A 15,801-nucleotide genomic window follows, 5' to 3' on the forward strand; every position below is an offset into this window, starting at 1 on the left:
TCGAGACCGCCGAGATCGTCGAGTAACAGGGGGCGCTGCCCCCGTCGCAGCAAGCTGCGACTCCCCCGGAGTATTTTGGGAACAATGAAAGCCGGGGCATAACTGAATAGCAGGGAGACATGATATGACCACCAAAGTCATCAAGAACGGCACCGTCTGCACGGCGGATCGCACGTGGAAGGCCGATGTGCTGATCGAGGACGAGAAGATCAAGCAGATTGGCGAGGACCTTAAGGGTGATGAATATATCGATGCCGAGGGTGCCTATGTGATCCCCGGCGGGATCGACCCGCACACGCATATGGAAATGCCGTTCATGGGCACCACCGCCGCCGAAACCTTCGAGACAGGGACATGGGCCGCGGCCTGCGGCGGCACGACGATGTTGGTCGATTTCTGCCTGCCCGGCGCGGATGGGTCGATCAAGAACGCGATCAACGAATGGCATCGCAAATCGGCCCCGCAGATTTGCAGCGATATCGGCTATCACATGGCGATCACCGGCTGGAACGAAACCATCTTCAATGAGATGAAGGATGCCGTCGACATGGGCGTCAACAGCTTCAAGCATTTCATGGCCTACAAGGGCGCGTTGATGATCGAAGATGACGAGATGTTCGCCAGCTTCAAGCGCTGCAAAGAGCTGGGCGCGCTACCGATGGTGCATGCCGAGAACGGCGATATCGTGGCCGACCTGCAAGCCCAGATGTTGGAACGCGGCATCACCGGCCCCGAAGGCCATGCCTATTCGCGCCCGCCCGAGGTGGAAGGCGAGGCCGCCAATCGCGCGATCATGATCGCCGATGCCGCCGGCGTGCCGCTTTATATCGTGCATGTCAGTTGCGAACAGGCGCATGAGGCGATCCGGCGCGCCCGCCAGAAAGGTATGCGCGTCTATGGCGAGCCGCTGGTGCAATTCCTGACACTTGACGAGACCGAGTATTTCAACACCGATTGGGACCACGCCGCACGCCGCGTCATGAGCCCCCCCTTCCGCAACAAAGATCACCAAGACAGCCTGTGGGCCGGGTTGCAGGCGGGCTCGCTGCAAGTGGTGGCGACGGACCATGCCGCTTTCTCGTCCGAGCAAAAGCGTATGGGCGTGGGCGATTTCACTAAGATCCCCAACGGCTCGAACGGGGTGGAAGAACGGCTGGCCGTTCTTTGGACCCGCGGCGTGGAAACCGGCCGCCTGACGCCGAATGAATTTGTCGCGGCCACCTCGACCAATGTGGCGAAAATCCTGAACATCTACCCCAAGAAGGGCGCGATTGTGGAAGGGGCCGATGCCGATATCGTGGTTTGGGATCCGAAGATTTCCAAAACAATCAGCCCCGGCAATCACCACTCGATTCTGGATTATAACGTGTTCGAAGGCTTCGAGGTCAGCGCGCAAGCGCGCTATACCATCAGCCGCGGCGAGGTGATCTGGGCTTGGGGGCAAAACAGCCAGCCACAGCCCGGACGCGGCCGGTTCGTGCCCCGCCCTGCCTTCCCCTCGGCGCATACCGCCCTGAGCAAGTGGAAAGAGCTGACCGCGCCCAAACAGATCAAACGTGACCCGATGAATATTCCGGCAGGGGTCTAAAGAAACCACGCGGCGCCCCTCTTCCGGCGGGCGCCGCCCATTGACAAGACCAGGCCAGCACGGCGCAATGGGGCCGATGCAAGCGAGGGACGCAGAGTGACAACAAATACAGTGATCAGCGCCAACGATCTGTCGCTGACCTTTGAAACAAATGACGGGCCGGTGCATGCGCTGAAGGGTGTGAGCCTGAACATCGAAAAGGGCGATTTCGTCAGCTTTATCGGGCCGTCAGGCTGCGGCAAGACCACCTTTTTGCGCTGCATGGCCGATCTGGAACACCCCACCGGCGGTACGATCACGGTGAACGGCGTCAGCCCGCAAGAGGCCCGCCGCGCCCGCGCCTACGGCTATGTGTTTCAGGCCGCCGGGCTATACCCGTGGCGCAGCATCGGGGGCAACATACGCCTGCCACTGGAGATCATGGGCTACTCCAAGGCCGAGCAGGACCGGCGCATCAAGGATGTTCTGGCGCTTGTCGATCTGGCCGGGTTCGAGCAGAAATTCCCCTGGCAATTGTCGGGCGGCATGCAGCAACGGGCCAGCATCGCCCGTGCGCTGGCCTTTGACGCCGACCTGTTGCTGATGGACGAACCCTTTGGTGCGCTGGACGAGATCGTGCGCGACCACCTGAACGAGCAGTTGTTGCAGCTTTGGGACAGCACCCACAAGACAATATGTTTCGTCACCCACTCGATTCCCGAGGCAGTCTACCTGAGCACCAAGATCGTGGTCATGTCCCCCCGGCCCGGGCGCATCACCGACGTGATCGAAAGCCCCCTACCTCATGAGCGCCCGCTGGATATCCGCGACACGCCCGAGTTCATCGAAATATCCCATCGCGTCCGCGATGGCCTGCGCGCGGGGCATGGCGATGACGTTTGAACGCAGCCCCCTACGACACGCCCCCGCCCGTTTGACCGGGCGAGGGACTTTCACTGTTCACGGTCATCGGCTCTCCAGCCTGTACCGCAGGGGTATGGAACCACCGAATCCTTTCATTGTTCTTAAAATACTCAAATTCCGCCCTAGGATTTACGCGCTGCGTTTGAGTATTTCAGGAACAATGAAGACAGGGGCCGCGTGATGCGAAATATCGTGCCCGTCCTGACCGTTGTCGCCGCGATCTTTGCCATTTGGTATGCGGCCGCAGTGGCGCTGAACGCGCCGTGGGCGTATAACAAGGCCGAGCGCGCGGGCGTCAGCCTGACCACCTCGGAGCTGATCAGCGATACATGGAGCCAGCAAAAACCCAAGCTGCCCGCGCCGCATCAGGTGGGGGCCGAGCTATGGAACACCACCGGCGAAATGGTGGCCAAGGGCCGGGGGTTTTCCAAGCGGTCGCTGATCTATCACAGCTGGGTCACATTCAGCGCCACGGGGTTGGGCTTCTTGCTTGGCACTGCGCTTGGTATCGCACTGGCCATCGGGATCGTTTACAATCGCACAATGGATATGAGCGTGATGCCATGGGTCATCGCCAGCCAGACCATTCCCATCCTGGCCATCGCGCCGATGATCATCGTGGTCTTGAACGCGGTGGGCATTTCGGGGCTGCTGCCCAAGGCCATGATTTCGATGTATCTTTCGTTCTTTCCGGTGGTCGTTGGTATGGTCAAGGGGCTACGCAGCCCCGGACCGATGCAGCTGGACCAGATGCGCACATGGAATGCGACGCCGACACAGACCTTTTGGAAGCTGCGCTTGCCGTCCTCGATGCCCTATCTGTTCACCTCTTTGAAAATCGGCATGGCGGCCAGCCTTGTCGGTGCCATCGTGGGTGAATTGCCCACCGGTGCGGTGGCAGGTCTGGGCGCGCGGCTGCTGGCCGGAAGCTATTACGGCCAGACGATACAGATCTGGAGTGCATTGATCATGGCTGCAACATTGGCGGCCTGTCTGGTGGGTCTGATCGGACTGGTGCAGCGCATCGTGTTGAAACGAATGGGGATGGCGTGATGGCTTGGTTGGCTTTGGCCCTTGCGGTGTGGATCGGCGGCTGGTGGCTGAACCATGTTCTGTCACACCGGCCCAAGACACGGGTGACGCGGCTGGCTGTGCCCGTCATCTTCGGGTTGACCATCGTGATCATATGGGAGGCGCTGGTGCGCGGGCTTGAGATTTCGCCCGTCTTGCTGCCGCCGCCCACACAGATCGCCGCGACTTTCGCCGACAAGACACATATCCTGTGGCAGGATTTCGTGCAGACCGTCATCAAAGGGGCGCTGACCGGCTATGTTCTGGGCTGCGGCGCGGCGTTTGTGATGGCCATCGCCGTCGACCGGTTCGATTTCCTGAAACGCGGGCTGTTGCCGGTGGGCAATTTCGTGGCCGCCCTGCCAATCATCGGGATGGCCCCCATTCTGGTGATGTGGTTCGGGTTTGACTGGCAGTCTAAGGCGGCCGTCGTGGTGGTGATGGTGTTCTTTCCAATGCTGGTGAACACGGTCGAAGGCTTGAGCGATACCGACGCCATGCAACGCGACCTGATGCGCACCTATGCCGCCGGATACTGGAAGACGCTTCTAAAATTGCGCCTACCCGCAGCCTTGCCGTTCATCTTCAATGGTTTGAAAATCGCCAGCACGCTGGCCTTGATCGGGGCAATCGTGGCAGAATTCTTTGGCTCGCCCATCAAGGGCATGGGCTTTCGCATTTCCACCTCGGTGGGACAATTGGCGCTGGATCTGGTCTGGGCCGAAATCGTCGTGGCCGCGATTGTCGGGTCGGCCTTTTACGGGGGTATTGCCCTGTTGGAGAAGGCGCTGACATTCTGGCACCCTTCACAGCGGGGCCGCAGCTAAAGCAAATAACCAAAAAACAAAGTTCAACACGGGAGACTAAAAATGACACATAAAACACTGACCACATCACTGGGGCTGGCCATCGCCAGCCTGTGCGCGGGCATGGCGCAGGCCGCCGATGATCTGACGCTGCAATTGAAATGGGTCACGCAGGCGCAGTTTGCGGGATATTACGTAGCGCAGGACAAGGGTTTTTATGACGAAGAAGACCTGAACGTCACGATCAAGCCGGGTGGCCCCGACATCGCGCCGACACAGGTGATTGCCGGCGGTGGTGCGGATGTAACCGTAGAATGGATGCCCGCCGCGTTGTCAGCCCGTGAAAAGGGCCTGCCGCTGGTCAATATCGCACAGCCTTTCAAAAGCTCGGGCATGATGCTGACCTGCCTGAAAAGCACGGGCGTGAACGGCCCCGAGGATTTTCCGGGCCGCACCTTGGGCGTCTGGTTTTTCGGCAACGAATTTCCGTTCCTTAGCTGGATGAGCCAACTGGGTATTTCGACAGAAGGCGGCGACGAGGGTGTGACCGTCCTCAAGCAGGGGTTCAACGTGGATCCATTGCTACAAGACCAAGCCGATTGCATTTCGACCATGACCTATAACGAGTATTGGCAGGTGATTGATGCCGGGATCACACCCGACGAGCTGATCACCTTCAAATACGAGGACCAAGGCGTCGCGACGCTGGAAGACGGTCTTTATGTGCACGAAGACAAGCTGGACGATCCCGCCGAGGTGGACAAGCTGGCGCGCTTTGTACGCGCCTCGATGAAAGGCTGGAAATGGGCCCAAGAAAACCCAGAAGACGCCGCGATGATCGTTCTGGACAATGATGCCACCGGTGCCCAGACGGAAAAGCATCAAGTGCGTATGATGGGCGAGGTGGCCAAGCTGACGGCTGGATCGAACGGCGCATTGGACCCTGCGGATTTTGAACGCACGGTCGACTCGTTGCTGTCAGGCGGGTCCGATCCGGTGATCACCGAACATCCCGGGGATGCGGCGTGGACCCATGAGATCAGCGACAAGGCGCTTGGCGACTAAGCCTGTTGCAATCTGAGTTGCCGGGGCGGGTGGTAATCCGCCCCGGCCTTTTGTTTTGGGGCATATCACACCCCTGCTGCAATCGCCTGTGTTGCGTATAAACACAACCCAACCCCAACATGTTGAAGAACTGGCGTGAAACCCTTGTGAAATAAGCACTTTCCCCAAAACGCGCCTTATGCTAACCTTGAACCAATTCAAAAATAAGTCAGTCGAAAAATCGACGGCATCAGAGGCAGAGAAGAGTAGTTCCATGAAGGATCGGAGCAGGCGGCCCATCCGCTGGGGGCTGGTGGCATTTGCCACGTTTTGGATGATGATCATCGTTCCGCTTAGCGCGGCGGCGGCCCCATATGCCGCACTGGTAATGGACGCAAGATCAGGCGAAGTGCTGCATGCACGCAACGCCGACACCCGGCTACATCCCGCATCTTTGACCAAGATGATGACCCTTTATGTCGTGTTCGAGGCCGTCGAAAACGGCGAGATAAGCTTGGACACCCCCGTCAAAATCTCAAGCCACGCCGCAAGCGAGCCGCCCAGCAAGCTGGGCTTGCGCAGCGGGCAAACGATCCGGCTGCGCTATCTGATCCGGGCGGCCGCGGTGAAATCAGCCAACGATGCGGCCACCGCTTTGGCCGAGGCGATCGAAGGCTCCGAGGCACGGTTTGCGCGCCGCATGAACCGCACCGCCAAGGCGCTTGGCATGACGCGCACCACCTTCAAGAACGCCCACGGCCTGACCGAAAGAGGCCATTTGTCGACCGCCCGTGACATGACGGTAATGGGGCGGCATCTGTTTTACGACTATCCCGACTATTACAACCTGTTTTCACGCATCACCGCTGATGCGGGCGTGCGAAAGGTCTATCACACCAACCGTAGGCTGCTGGGCAGCTATCGCGGCGCGGATGGGATCAAAACCGGATACACTCGCGCGGCGGGGTTCAACCTCACCGCCAGCGCCGAGCGCGGCAGCGAACGCATCATCGCAACGGTATTTGGCGGGCGGTCGACCGCGACACGCAATGCCAAAGTGGCCGAACTCCTGGATATGGGCTTTCGCCGTGCTCCCACCCGCGTTGCGCTGCATCGCCCGGCCCGCCCGCCCTACATGGGCAAGATCGGGGCTGGCGAAGGCACACCCGGCGGGTACGGCAAGAAGGTCCGTCTGGTCGCCGCCGCCGCCGTCAAACGCAGCCTGCGCCCGCAAGCCCGCCGCGTGACCGAACCCGAAGCCCCGGTCGTGCTGGCAGCCAAAGACGATATCGAACAGGCCATTCTAGCGGCACAAAACGTTGAGGTCGTGGCAGACATCACGGCCGAGGTCACGCCGGAGGCCGACGCGACAGTGGCCACGGGATCGGCCCAAGCGCCGCTGCCCAAGGTGAACCCACAGCCGCGCCCCAAAGATTTGGTTCTGGCACGTCTAGAAGAGCCCAAGCCCGACCCGGTGCAAGAGGTCGTGACACGCGTGTCCACATCGGGGGGGCGCAATTGGGGCATAAATGTTGGCCGCTATCCCAGCCAATACAAAGCGCGCAAGATCTTGCTGAAAACCGCGCTGAACGAAATGAGCACCTTGGACGGAAGCCTGCGGAAGGTCGTAAAGCGGCCCACCGGGTTTGACGCCAACTTCATGGGGCTGACACGCGAAACCGCCGATCTGGCCTGCCGTCGATTGCAGGCCAAGCAGATCACCTGTTTCATGATCCAACCCGGTGGCGGGGCATAAACGCTCTGTTTGGGGGTGAACAACCGGGCGCGGCGTCAGATTGCGATGCGCCCGTAATGTTCGACCATCGCCACCAAATCTTCGGGTGGGGTATCGCTTTGGACAAAAGCGCGCGCATTCGCGCTGAGTGCAAAGACTGACCCATCAGAAAAGAACGATGTGTTCGTGACAAAGATCACCTGCGTTTGCGGATGGCGGTAGCTGGCCAGATCGGCGACGGCCAAGGCGCTGCCTTCGTTCAGCACAAGGTTCAGTATGATCACCTCGAAGCGTTGCGCAGACAAGGCCGCAGCGGCCCCGGATTGACCATGCTCAAGACGAACCGTTATTCCCTGCCGTTCCAGATGCCTTTGCCAGACATGGCCAAGATCCGGTGAGCTCTCGACAATCAGGACATTCATTTTAACTCCAAATCGGACAGCGCACGGACCTACACCGAGCTTATCCACCACCTATTACGACATACTAAGCGCAAACGCGCCACAGTTCAGCATTTTCCGCCCGTCTTGGCGACAGGCGGACAAAACCGGCAAGACCCCGCTTGTCTTGCTGACCGAATCCCGGTTCAAAGGCGACCAGCGTTCAGGAGACTTACAGATGACCACTTGGATCACGATATGCGACACTTGCAAAGGGGAAGATTGGGATGCCGCAACTCATTCCCGCCCCCATGGCGAGGACATGGCCGACTTGGTCGAAAGCCATGCCAAAGGCCGTGGCGTGAAAACCCGGCGGGTGTCGTGCCTGATGGGCTGCAGCCATGGCTGCAACGTGGCGATTCAGGCTGAGGGCAAGCTGGCCTATACCCTTGGCAGGTTCACGCCGGACGCCGACAGTGCAGCCGCCATCGTGGACTATGCCGAGCTGCACGCCGAAAGCGCAAATGGACAAGTCCCCTTCCGGCAGTGGCCGCAAGGCGTGAAGGGCCATTTCGTCACCCGCCACCCCCCCCTGCCCAAAACCGAGGGCTGAGGGGTGCGCAACCATCGCGATCATGGCGGTGGGCTGGATGCTGCCGTGGCGCAGTATGGCGGGGCGCGCGCCAATTGGATTGACCTGTCGACCGGCATCAACCCGGTGGCCTACCCGATCCCTGCATTGGCCCTCGATGTCTGGACGGCCCTGCCCGACCACGCGGCGCAAACCGCATTGATCACCGCCGCGCGAGAGTTCTGGCAGGTGCCCGACGGGGCCGAAATACTGGCCGCGCCGGGCGCTTCGAGCCTGATCGCCAACCTGCCCACATTGGCCCCGGCAGGCCGGGCACACATTCCCACCCCAACCTACAACGAACATGCCGCCGCATTTGCCGCGCATGGCTGGACCCTTGGCAAGGACCATCCCGACGCCAAGGTCATCGTGCATCCCAACAACCCGACTGGACACTGGTATGACTCAGATGCGTTAACCGTGCCGCTGACGATCATCGACGAAAGTTTCGCCGATGTCGCGCCGGACCGGTCGCTTGTGGGCCACGCGGCACGGCCCGGTGTGGTGGTCCTGAAAAGTTTCGGCAAGTTCTGGGGGTTGGCCGGGCTGCGGTTGGGCTTTGCCATTGCCACACCCGACACGATCAACCGGCTGGCCGATCTGCTGGGGCCGTGGCCCGTCTCTGGCCCGGCGCTGGAAATCGGACACAAGGCATTGTGCGATCAGGCATGGGCCACTGCAACGCGCAACCGGCTGTCCGCCGATGCCGACCGGCTGGATCAGCTTGTAACGCGCACGGGCGCCACGGTTGAAGGCGGCTGCCCGCTGTTTCGCCTGTATGGCGTTGACGATGCCAAGGGCTTGCAAACCCAACTGGCCAAACACCATATCTGGAGCCGTATCTTTCCTTATTCCCGGCACTGGCTGCGCCTTGGCCTACCCGCGCCGGATCAGTGGCACAGGCTGGAGGCCGCGTTATGAGCACCGCGTTTGTATTGAGTTTCGCCATGGTTCTGGATGCCCTTCTGGGCGAGCCGCGCTGGATTTGGGGCCGCCTGCCCCACCCGGCGGTGCTCATGGGACGGGCCGTTGGTTGGCTTGAGGAGCGGCTGAACAATGGCACCGCGCGCCGGGCCAAGGGGGCGGCGGCACTGGCCCTGCTGGTCCTGGGGGCCGCCATGCTTGGCATGGCGCTTGGCCTGTTTGGCTGGCCGCTTGAGATCATCGTGGTCGCCGTTTTGCTGGCACAACGGTCTTTGGTGGACCATGTGCGCGCGGTGGCCGATGCGCTGCGCATGTCAGTGGCCGAGGGGCGGCGCGCCGTCGGCATGATTGTGGGGCGCGACACCGCCGGGATGGACAGGCCCGACATCGCCCGCGCAGCGATTGAATCAGCGGCTGAAAACCTGAGCGATGGCGTGATTGCCCCGGCGTTCTGGTTTCTGGTGGCGGGGCTGCCGGGGCTGTTGATCTACAAGATCGCCAACACCGCAGACTCGATGATCGGCTACCGGACCGAACGCTATGAGGCCTTTGGCTGGGCGGCGGCGCGGTTTGATGACGTGCTAAACGTGATCCCCGCACGGCTGACGGCACTTTTGATCGCCGCGACGCATCGTGGTTTGCAGGGATGGCGCGCCATCGTTGCAGATGCCCGGCTGCACCGGTCGCCCAATGCCGGATGGCCCGAAGCCGCCATGGCCCGCGCCCTGAACGTGGCGCTATCGGGGCCACGATCCTATGACGGCACGGTTCAGCATTTTCCGTGGGTTCATGGCTTTGGCCAAAAAGACATCGGCGCACCACAGATCGAAGCCGCCTGCATCGCGCTGTGGCGGACATGGGGCGCAGGTCTGGCGTTTGTGGTGGTGCTGGCCGTTTTGGGCGCCGCCCTTTAGGCTGACCTTAAAGGGACTTTGCTAGGGAATTTCATCATGCGTGTGCTTGCATTTATTATCAGCCTTGGGCTTGCTATCCCGCAAGCTGTCAGCGCGCAAAGCTGCGGTGGCAGTTTTGCGGGTTTTGTCGACGACCTAAAGCAAGAGGCCATAGCGCGCGGCCATGCGCCCGACACGGTGGCCCAATTCTTTGCGCCGGTGCGCCAAGACCCGGCGGTGATCAAGGCCGACCGGCGGCAGGGTGTCTTTCAGATGCCGTTTGTCGATTTTGCCCGCCGCCTGATCAGCGCGGGCCGCCTGCAAAAGGGCCGCCAAATGGCGCAAACCTATGATGACGTGTTCAACCGGATTGAGCAGACCTACGGCATCAATCGCGGCGTTCTGCTGGCGTTTTGGGCGTTTGAAACCGATTACGGCGCGTTTCAGGGGGATTTCAACACGCTCAATGCGCTTGTCACCCTGTCGCATGATTGCCGCCGCCCCGACCTGTTCCGCCCGCAGATTTTTGCCGCGCTAAAACTGTTCGAACAAGGCGATTTCAGCCCCACCCGGACCACCGGCGCTTGGGCCGGTGAGATCGGCATGGTGCAAATGCTGCCGCAGGACATTCTGGACAATGGCGTGGATGGGGACGGCGACGGGCATGTCAGCCTGAAAACCTCGGCCCCGGATGCGCTGATGTCGGGGGCAAAAATGCTCAGCCATCTGGGCTGGCGCGCCGGGGAACCTTGGCTGCAAGAAGTCACACTGCCGGACAACATGGATTGGGCACAAACCGGGTTGCGCACACAAAAACCGGGGGCCGACTGGGCAGCCATGGGGGTTCGGCCCCGACACGACGACATAGCGGACGACTTGCCCGCCAGCCTGCTGGTGCCACAGGGCCGTGGCGGGCCAGCGTTTTTGGCCTATCCGAATTTCCGTGTGTATTTCGAATGGAACCAAAGTTTCGTCTATGTTTTGACAGCGGCCTATTTTGCCAACCGGCTTGAAGGTGCGCCGGTGTTCGAGGCAGGCAACCCCGCGCCGGGACTGTCCGCAGAACAGATGAAAGACCTGCAACGCAAGCTGGCCGCGCGCGGCTATGACGTGGGCAAGATCGACGGCATTTTGGGCGCGGGCACCCGTGCCTCTGTGCAGGACATCCAGCAAAAGCTGGGCTTGCCCGCTGATGCGTGGCCGACACGCGATTTGCTCAACAGGTTGTAAACAGGGCAACCAGCCTAGCCGCCCGCGCCTTCCAGCAATTGCTGCGCCCGGTCGTGGCCCAGTTTCCACGCCAGAATTTCGGCGCGCGGATGCCAGTTATAGCGGCGATCCTTCAGCGTGGGGGACCAGAACAATTCCCCGCCCTTACGCCAAGGATCCAGAACGATCCCGTCAAACATGCTGTCGCCCTGTTGGCTTAGGATCACGGTGCTGTGTTCCAAAAGAATGGGGTTTTTGGCGTTGGCAATCGCGCGATGCATTTGCAAGGTCTGGAAGTTTTCAGCGTTCAGCCGGGTTTCCATATCCTTGGCCCAATGCCAGCACAGGCCGCGCGGCTTTAGCCCCATGTTGACCTTGGTGTTATGGATAATCGCCGGGTCGGTGATCTGGTATTCGCGCGCCAATTGGTGAGTGTGTTCATATGCGATGCGCGCCGCGCGCTGCGCTTCTTCGGGGTCAACCTCAGCCCCCAGCGACAGGACCGCCTGCTCCAGCCGCGCCACATCCTGCGCGGTGCCCGGCGGCGGCGGGCCATCTGCACGGGGGGTGGCACAGGCGGACAGGGCCATAAGGCCAAGCAAAGCAAGGAAGCGCATGAAAACCGGCATGGGCTGATATGATCCTGACCTGTAACCCCTATTTGCAAACTCACCTACTCGGCGGTGCAGGATTTGTCGAGATTGCCGAAACAGACCCCACGGGGATGTTATGGAGAGAGACCAAGCCCGTTAACCAAGCGCATCCGACCCGTCTTTACTTTTTCGCAATCCTTACGCATGATGATGGCCACATCGGAAGTTCTGTCAGTGTCTTCACTGAACAGGTGACCCGGCAGAGTTGCCGCTCTGCCGGGTCTTTCTTTGTCAGGGCATCACCGCCCTAGCCAAAGCCGAATGATTGCAACCATCAGCGTTCCCGCAGCAATCGCAACCATCCATCTTCGGAAGTTCCTTTCGGTCAGTGTCCCCACCTCCTTCCGCTGCGATAGGTCACAGCGGGATTACAATCGAGGGCTACGCTGAAGGAAATGTTAAAAAGTAGCGAAAATTTTTTCGATCACGCCACCATCGCCTCGGCCTTTTTAAGATCGACCGAAACCAGTTGGCTAACGCCTTGTTCGGCCATGGTGACGCCAAATAGGCGGTCCATGCGGCTCATGGTGACGGCGTGGTGGGTGATGATCAGGAACCGGGTTTCAGTGCGGCGGCACATTTCGTCCAGCATGTCGCAGAACCGGCCCACATTGGCATCGTCAAGCGGCGCGTCGACCTCGTCCAGCACGCAGATCGGCGCGGGATTGGCCAAGAACACGGCAAAGATCAGCGCAAGCGCGGTCAGGGTCTGCTCCCCCCCGGACAAAAGCGATAGCGTCGCCAGTTTCTTGCCCGGCGGCTGGCACATGATTTCCAGTCCGGCATCCAGCGGATCGTCGCTTTCGACCATGACAAGATTGGCCTCGCCGCCGCCAAAAAGATGCATGAACAGCATCGAGAAGTTCGAATTCACCTGCTCGAACGCCGTCAGCAGGCGTTCGCGGCCCTCGCGGTTCAGGCTGGCGATGCCGTTGCGCAATTCGCGAATTGCGCCCTCAAGATCGGCCTTTTCCGAAACAAGGCTGTCATGTTCTTCCTGCACTTCACGGGCGTCTTCCTCGGCCCGCAGGTTGACGGCCCCCAACGCATCGCGCTGGCGCTTCAGGCGGTTCACATCGGCCTCGATCGCATCTGAGGCCGGCATGTTGTCCGGATCGGCCTGAAGCTGCTCCAGCAAGTTTTCCGGCGTCGTGTCCTGTTCATCGGCAATGCGTTCGGCGGCATAGGCCTGCGCATCGCGGGCCGCATCGCAGCGCGCCTCGGACCGGGCGCGGGCCTCGCGGGCCTCAGACGCTGTGCGTTCGGCATCGCGTTCGCCTGCCACCGCTTCGCGCGCGGCCCCCTCGGCGGCGGACAGGGTATCGGCGGCTTGCGCGCGGCGCGCCTCCGCGCGTTCAATCTCGGCGCTAAGCTCCGCGCGTTTTGCAGCGATGTCTTCGGGGGCGGCTGTGGCCTCGGACAGCTCCACTTCGGAGGCAGCCTTGCGTTCGGCCAGTTCGGCGCTGCGTTTTTCAGCGGTGTCCAAACGGTGCCGCCAGCCGCTGAGTTCTTTGGTCACTTCTTGGGCGCGACGGGTGCGCGCCTCACCCTCGCGGCGCACCTCGTCATGCTGCGAACGCTTGGCCATCATCGTCATGCGGGCGGCTTCGACCGTCATCTTGACGTCTTCGGCCCGTGCACGCGCGGCCTCCAGATCGCCCAGATCCTGCAGACCTTTTTCCGCCTCAGCCAATTGCGTGCGCGCGGCCAGTGCCTCTTGTTCGTGGCGGGTGACGGCAAGGCCCATCGATTCCAGCTTGGACTGCGCAAGATTGCGGTCGGCCTCGGCCCGGCTTAGGGCGCGGTTGGCCTGATTGAGATCGGCATCGGCAGCGCGGCGGGCCTCGCGGGCCTGTTTGTCGGCCTCGGCCAACTCAGTCAGCCGTGCGCGCAGGGTTTCATGCGCCCCAGCGGCGCCCTCGGCGCGCGCGGTGGCATGTGCCAGTTCCTGCTTCAGCTCTTCCAGACGGTTCAACTGTTGCAGACGCAAGGCCGCCGCCGATGGCGCATCTTCGGCCCACGCGCGATACCCATCCCAACGCCACAGGTCACCTTCACGGGTGACAAGGCGTTGACCGGGCTTCAACAAGGGCTGAAGACGCGGGCCGTCCTCGGCCTCGACCAGACCAATCTGGAACATCCGCCGCGCCAGCACTTCGGGCACCGACACATGGTTGGTCAACGCGGTCACGCCGTCGGGCAGGGTTTGCGCGGCCTGATAACCCGGCATCACCATCCACCCCGAGGGGCCATCCTCGTCAACCTCGGGCGCGCGCAGATCGTCGGCAAGCGCCGCCCCCAGAGCCTTTTCAAAGCCTTGCTCGACCTGCAACCGATCAAGGATCTGCCCCCCCTCGGCGGTGTCGCGATCCACCAGCCGCGCAAGTGCCGTCACCTCGGCCGACAGGGCATTAACCTCGCCCTCGGCCTCGGACCGCTCTGCGCGTGCCGTTGTTTCACGCGCTTGCGTTTCGGCGCGGGCATTTTCAGCGGCGTTCAGGGTTTCCTCGGCGGTTTCAGCAGCCTTGAGCGCTGTGGCCTCGGCGGTTTGGGCGGCCTCGTAATCCTGCCCAGCCCGCGCCAACGCATCCTTGGCGGATTGTGCGGCACTGCGGGCGCGCTCGGCCTCGGCCTCGCTTTTTTGCAGGGTTTTGCGGCTATCCTCTACAAATCTCTGCGCCGATTGATGACGCGCGGCAAGGCGGGCCACATCTTCGGTCAATTGGCTCAACTCGGTTTCGCGATCCTGCAAAATCTGCGCCGCCTCTCGCGATGCCTCGGCAGCGGCGGCCAGCCGCTCCTCTTGCCCTTCACTGGCCTTGGCCAGTTCTCGGGCCTCCCATTCCAGCCGTTCGATGGTTTCACCCGCATCTCGGTTGAGGCCGGACTCACGGTCGATGTCCCGGCTCAGTTGGTCGATCCGGTTTTGCAGCGTTTCAATACGGGAGCGGGCGCTTTCCTCTTGCTCGGCCAAGGCATCGCGCTGCACTTGCAAGCGTTGCAGGATGGCGGCGGCAATTGCCTCTTCCTCGCGCAAGGACGGCAGGGCATCTTCTGCCTTGGCCCGCTCTTTCGCAGCGGCGCGCGCCGCGGCTTCGGCCTGTGATGCGGCGGTGGTGCGATTTCGCAATTCGTCTTCGGCGCGGGCGCGGGCCTCGTCGGCCTCTTTCCAGCGGCGATACAGCAAAAGCCCTTCAGCTTGCCGCAGGTCTTCACCAATGGCGCGATAGCGGGCCGCCTGCCGGGCCTGCCGGGCCAGTTGCGCCAATTGCGCAGCCAATTGTTCGATCACATCATCGACACGGGTCAGGTTTTGCTCGGCACCTTTCAACTTCAACTCGGCCTCGTGACGCCGCTGATACAGCCCCGAGATACCGGCGGCTTCCTCAAGAATGCGACGGCGGGCCTTGGGTTTGGCGTTGATCAGTTCGGAAATCTGCCCCTGCCGCACCAGCGCCGGGGAATGCGCCCCGGTCGAGGCATCGGCAAACAACATTTGCACGTCGCGCGCGCGCACGTCCTTGCCGTTGACCTTGTAGGCACTGCCGACATCGCGGGTGATCCGGCGGATGATATCCAGCGTGTCGGCATCGTTGAATCCGGCCGGGGCCAACCTGTCGGAATTGTCGAGCTGTAATGCGACTTCGGCAAAATTGCGCGCCGGGCGCGAGGCCGCCCCGGCAAAAATCACATCCTCCATGCCCCCACCCCGCATGGCCGTTGGGCGGTTTTCGCCCATGACCCAGCGCAGCGCCTCAAGCAGGTTCGACTTGCCGCAGCCGTTTGGCCCGACGACGCCAGTCAGACCCTGTGCAATGTGCAGGTCGGTCGGGTCGACAAAGCTTTTGAAGCCGGTCAGTCTGAGCTTGGTAAACTGCAAAGGCACCTCGGGACATGATTCCAATGTGACGGGAAATGTGACGGGCGGCCGCTGCTCCTGTCAACTTCAAACCCCACAATATGG

13 protein-coding genes are annotated in these 15,801 nt (G+C 61.5%); 10 read left to right on the plus strand and 3 right to left on the minus strand.

Annotated features, from left to right (window positions below; all coding sequences use genetic code 11):
* Positions 1 to 124 precede the first annotated feature (124 nt).
* From hydA to HAT86_RS13440, 6 genes are all read left to right on the plus strand, one after another.
* A complete protein-coding gene (hydA, locus tag HAT86_RS13415; protein WP_167198732.1) occupies positions 125 to 1,588 on the plus strand; it encodes a dihydropyrimidinase in 1,464 nt (487 codons plus the stop codon).
* A gap of 96 nt (positions 1,589 to 1,684) precedes the next feature.
* Entirely contained in the window at positions 1,685 to 2,470 is a 786-nt protein-coding gene (locus HAT86_RS13420) for an ABC transporter ATP-binding protein (RefSeq protein WP_167198737.1), read from the plus strand.
* A 201-nt stretch (positions 2,471 to 2,671) separates the two neighbouring features.
* The gene (locus HAT86_RS13425) at positions 2,672 to 3,544 is read left to right on the plus strand and encodes an ABC transporter permease (protein WP_196780609.1); all 873 of its coding nucleotides are present in this window, start codon (positions 2,672 to 2,674) and stop codon (positions 3,542 to 3,544) included.
* Positions 3,544 to 4,389, plus strand: a complete 846-nt coding sequence (locus HAT86_RS13430; protein ID WP_167198743.1) for an ABC transporter permease — start codon at positions 3,544 to 3,546, stop codon at positions 4,387 to 4,389. Before HAT86_RS13425 ends, HAT86_RS13430 begins: the two co-directional genes overlap by 1 nt.
* 42 nt (positions 4,390 to 4,431) lie before the next feature.
* Entirely contained in the window at positions 4,432 to 5,433 is a 1,002-nt protein-coding gene (locus HAT86_RS13435) for an ABC transporter substrate-binding protein (RefSeq protein ID WP_331272550.1), read from the plus strand.
* Between the two features lie 253 nt (positions 5,434 to 5,686).
* Positions 5,687 to 7,168 (plus strand): D-alanyl-D-alanine carboxypeptidase family protein, encoded by a 1,482-nt coding sequence (locus HAT86_RS13440; protein WP_167198746.1) that lies wholly within the window; start codon positions 5,687 to 5,689, stop codon positions 7,166 to 7,168.
* A gap of 35 nt (positions 7,169 to 7,203) precedes the next feature.
* Here HAT86_RS13440 and HAT86_RS13445 read toward each other — a convergent pair whose 3' ends face one another.
* Entirely contained in the window at positions 7,204 to 7,569 is a 366-nt protein-coding gene (locus tag HAT86_RS13445) for a response regulator (RefSeq protein ID WP_167198748.1), read from the minus strand.
* Between the two features lie 196 nt (positions 7,570 to 7,765).
* Here HAT86_RS13445 and HAT86_RS13450 point away from each other — a divergent pair, with 196 nt between their 5' ends.
* The 4 genes from HAT86_RS13450 to HAT86_RS13465 are packed head-to-tail and all read left to right on the plus strand — an operon-like array spanning position 7,766 to position 11,205.
* Positions 7,766 to 8,140 carry a DUF1636 family protein gene (locus HAT86_RS13450; protein WP_167198751.1) on the plus strand — a complete coding sequence of 125 codons (375 nt, stop codon included), beginning with the start codon at positions 7,766 to 7,768 and terminating at the stop codon, positions 8,138 to 8,140.
* 3 nt (positions 8,141 to 8,143) lie between these two features.
* Positions 8,144 to 9,079, plus strand: a complete 936-nt coding sequence (gene cobD / locus HAT86_RS13455) for a threonine-phosphate decarboxylase CobD (protein ID WP_167198754.1) — start codon at positions 8,144 to 8,146, stop codon at positions 9,077 to 9,079.
* Positions 9,076 to 9,996: an adenosylcobinamide-phosphate synthase CbiB gene (gene cbiB, locus HAT86_RS13460; protein ID WP_167198757.1), complete on the plus strand. Its 921-nt coding sequence runs from the start codon at positions 9,076 to 9,078 to the stop codon at positions 9,994 to 9,996. Before cobD ends, cbiB begins: the two co-directional genes overlap by 4 nt.
* A gap of 36 nt (positions 9,997 to 10,032) precedes the next feature.
* Positions 10,033 to 11,205, plus strand: coding sequence for a lytic murein transglycosylase (locus tag HAT86_RS13465; protein WP_167198760.1), 1,173 nt, complete (start codon positions 10,033 to 10,035; stop codon positions 11,203 to 11,205).
* A gap of 14 nt (positions 11,206 to 11,219) precedes the next feature.
* On the opposite strand, the gene HAT86_RS13470 is transcribed toward HAT86_RS13465, so the two are convergent.
* Both HAT86_RS13470 and smc read right to left on the minus strand, forming a co-directional pair.
* A complete protein-coding gene (locus HAT86_RS13470) occupies positions 11,220 to 11,813 on the minus strand; it encodes a hypothetical protein (protein ID WP_167198763.1) in 594 nt (197 codons plus the stop codon).
* A 448-nt stretch (positions 11,814 to 12,261) separates the two neighbouring features.
* A complete protein-coding gene (smc, locus tag HAT86_RS13475) occupies positions 12,262 to 15,717 on the minus strand; it encodes a chromosome segregation protein SMC (protein WP_167198810.1) in 3,456 nt (1,151 codons plus the stop codon).
* Positions 15,718 to 15,801 lie beyond the last annotated feature (84 nt).

It is taken from the genome of Roseovarius gahaiensis (genome assembly GCF_011601345.1).
Classification (GTDB): Bacteria; Pseudomonadota; Alphaproteobacteria; order Rhodobacterales; family Rhodobacteraceae; genus Roseovarius; species Roseovarius gahaiensis.

What these genes read in the sequence shown, in the direction of transcription:
- HAT86_RS13435 (WP_331272550.1), top strand. Translation starts at nt 4,432, where the DNA reads ATGACACATAAAACACTGACCACATCACTGGGGCTGGCCATCGCCAGC.
- cbiB (WP_167198757.1), top strand. Translation starts at nt 9,076, where the DNA reads ATGAGCACCGCGTTTGTATTGAGTTTCGCCATGGTTCTGGATGCCCTT.
- HAT86_RS13425 (WP_196780609.1), top strand. Translation starts at nt 2,672, where the DNA reads ATGCGAAATATCGTGCCCGTCCTGACCGTTGTCGCCGCGATCTTTGCC.
- HAT86_RS13450 (WP_167198751.1), top strand. Translation starts at nt 7,766, where the DNA reads ATGACCACTTGGATCACGATATGCGACACTTGCAAAGGGGAAGATTGG.
- HAT86_RS13445 (WP_167198748.1), bottom strand. Translation starts at nt 7,569, where the DNA reads ATGAATGTCCTGATTGTCGAGAGCTCACCGGATCTTGGCCATGTCTGG.
- HAT86_RS13470 (WP_167198763.1), bottom strand. Translation starts at nt 11,813, where the DNA reads ATGCCGGTTTTCATGCGCTTCCTTGCTTTGCTTGGCCTTATGGCCCTG.
- HAT86_RS13430 (WP_167198743.1), top strand. Translation starts at nt 3,544, where the DNA reads ATGGCTTGGTTGGCTTTGGCCCTTGCGGTGTGGATCGGCGGCTGGTGG.
- HAT86_RS13440 (WP_167198746.1), top strand. Translation starts at nt 5,687, where the DNA reads ATGAAGGATCGGAGCAGGCGGCCCATCCGCTGGGGGCTGGTGGCATTT.
- HAT86_RS13465 (WP_167198760.1), top strand. Translation starts at nt 10,033, where the DNA reads ATGCGTGTGCTTGCATTTATTATCAGCCTTGGGCTTGCTATCCCGCAA.
- hydA (WP_167198732.1), top strand. Translation starts at nt 125, where the DNA reads ATGACCACCAAAGTCATCAAGAACGGCACCGTCTGCACGGCGGATCGC.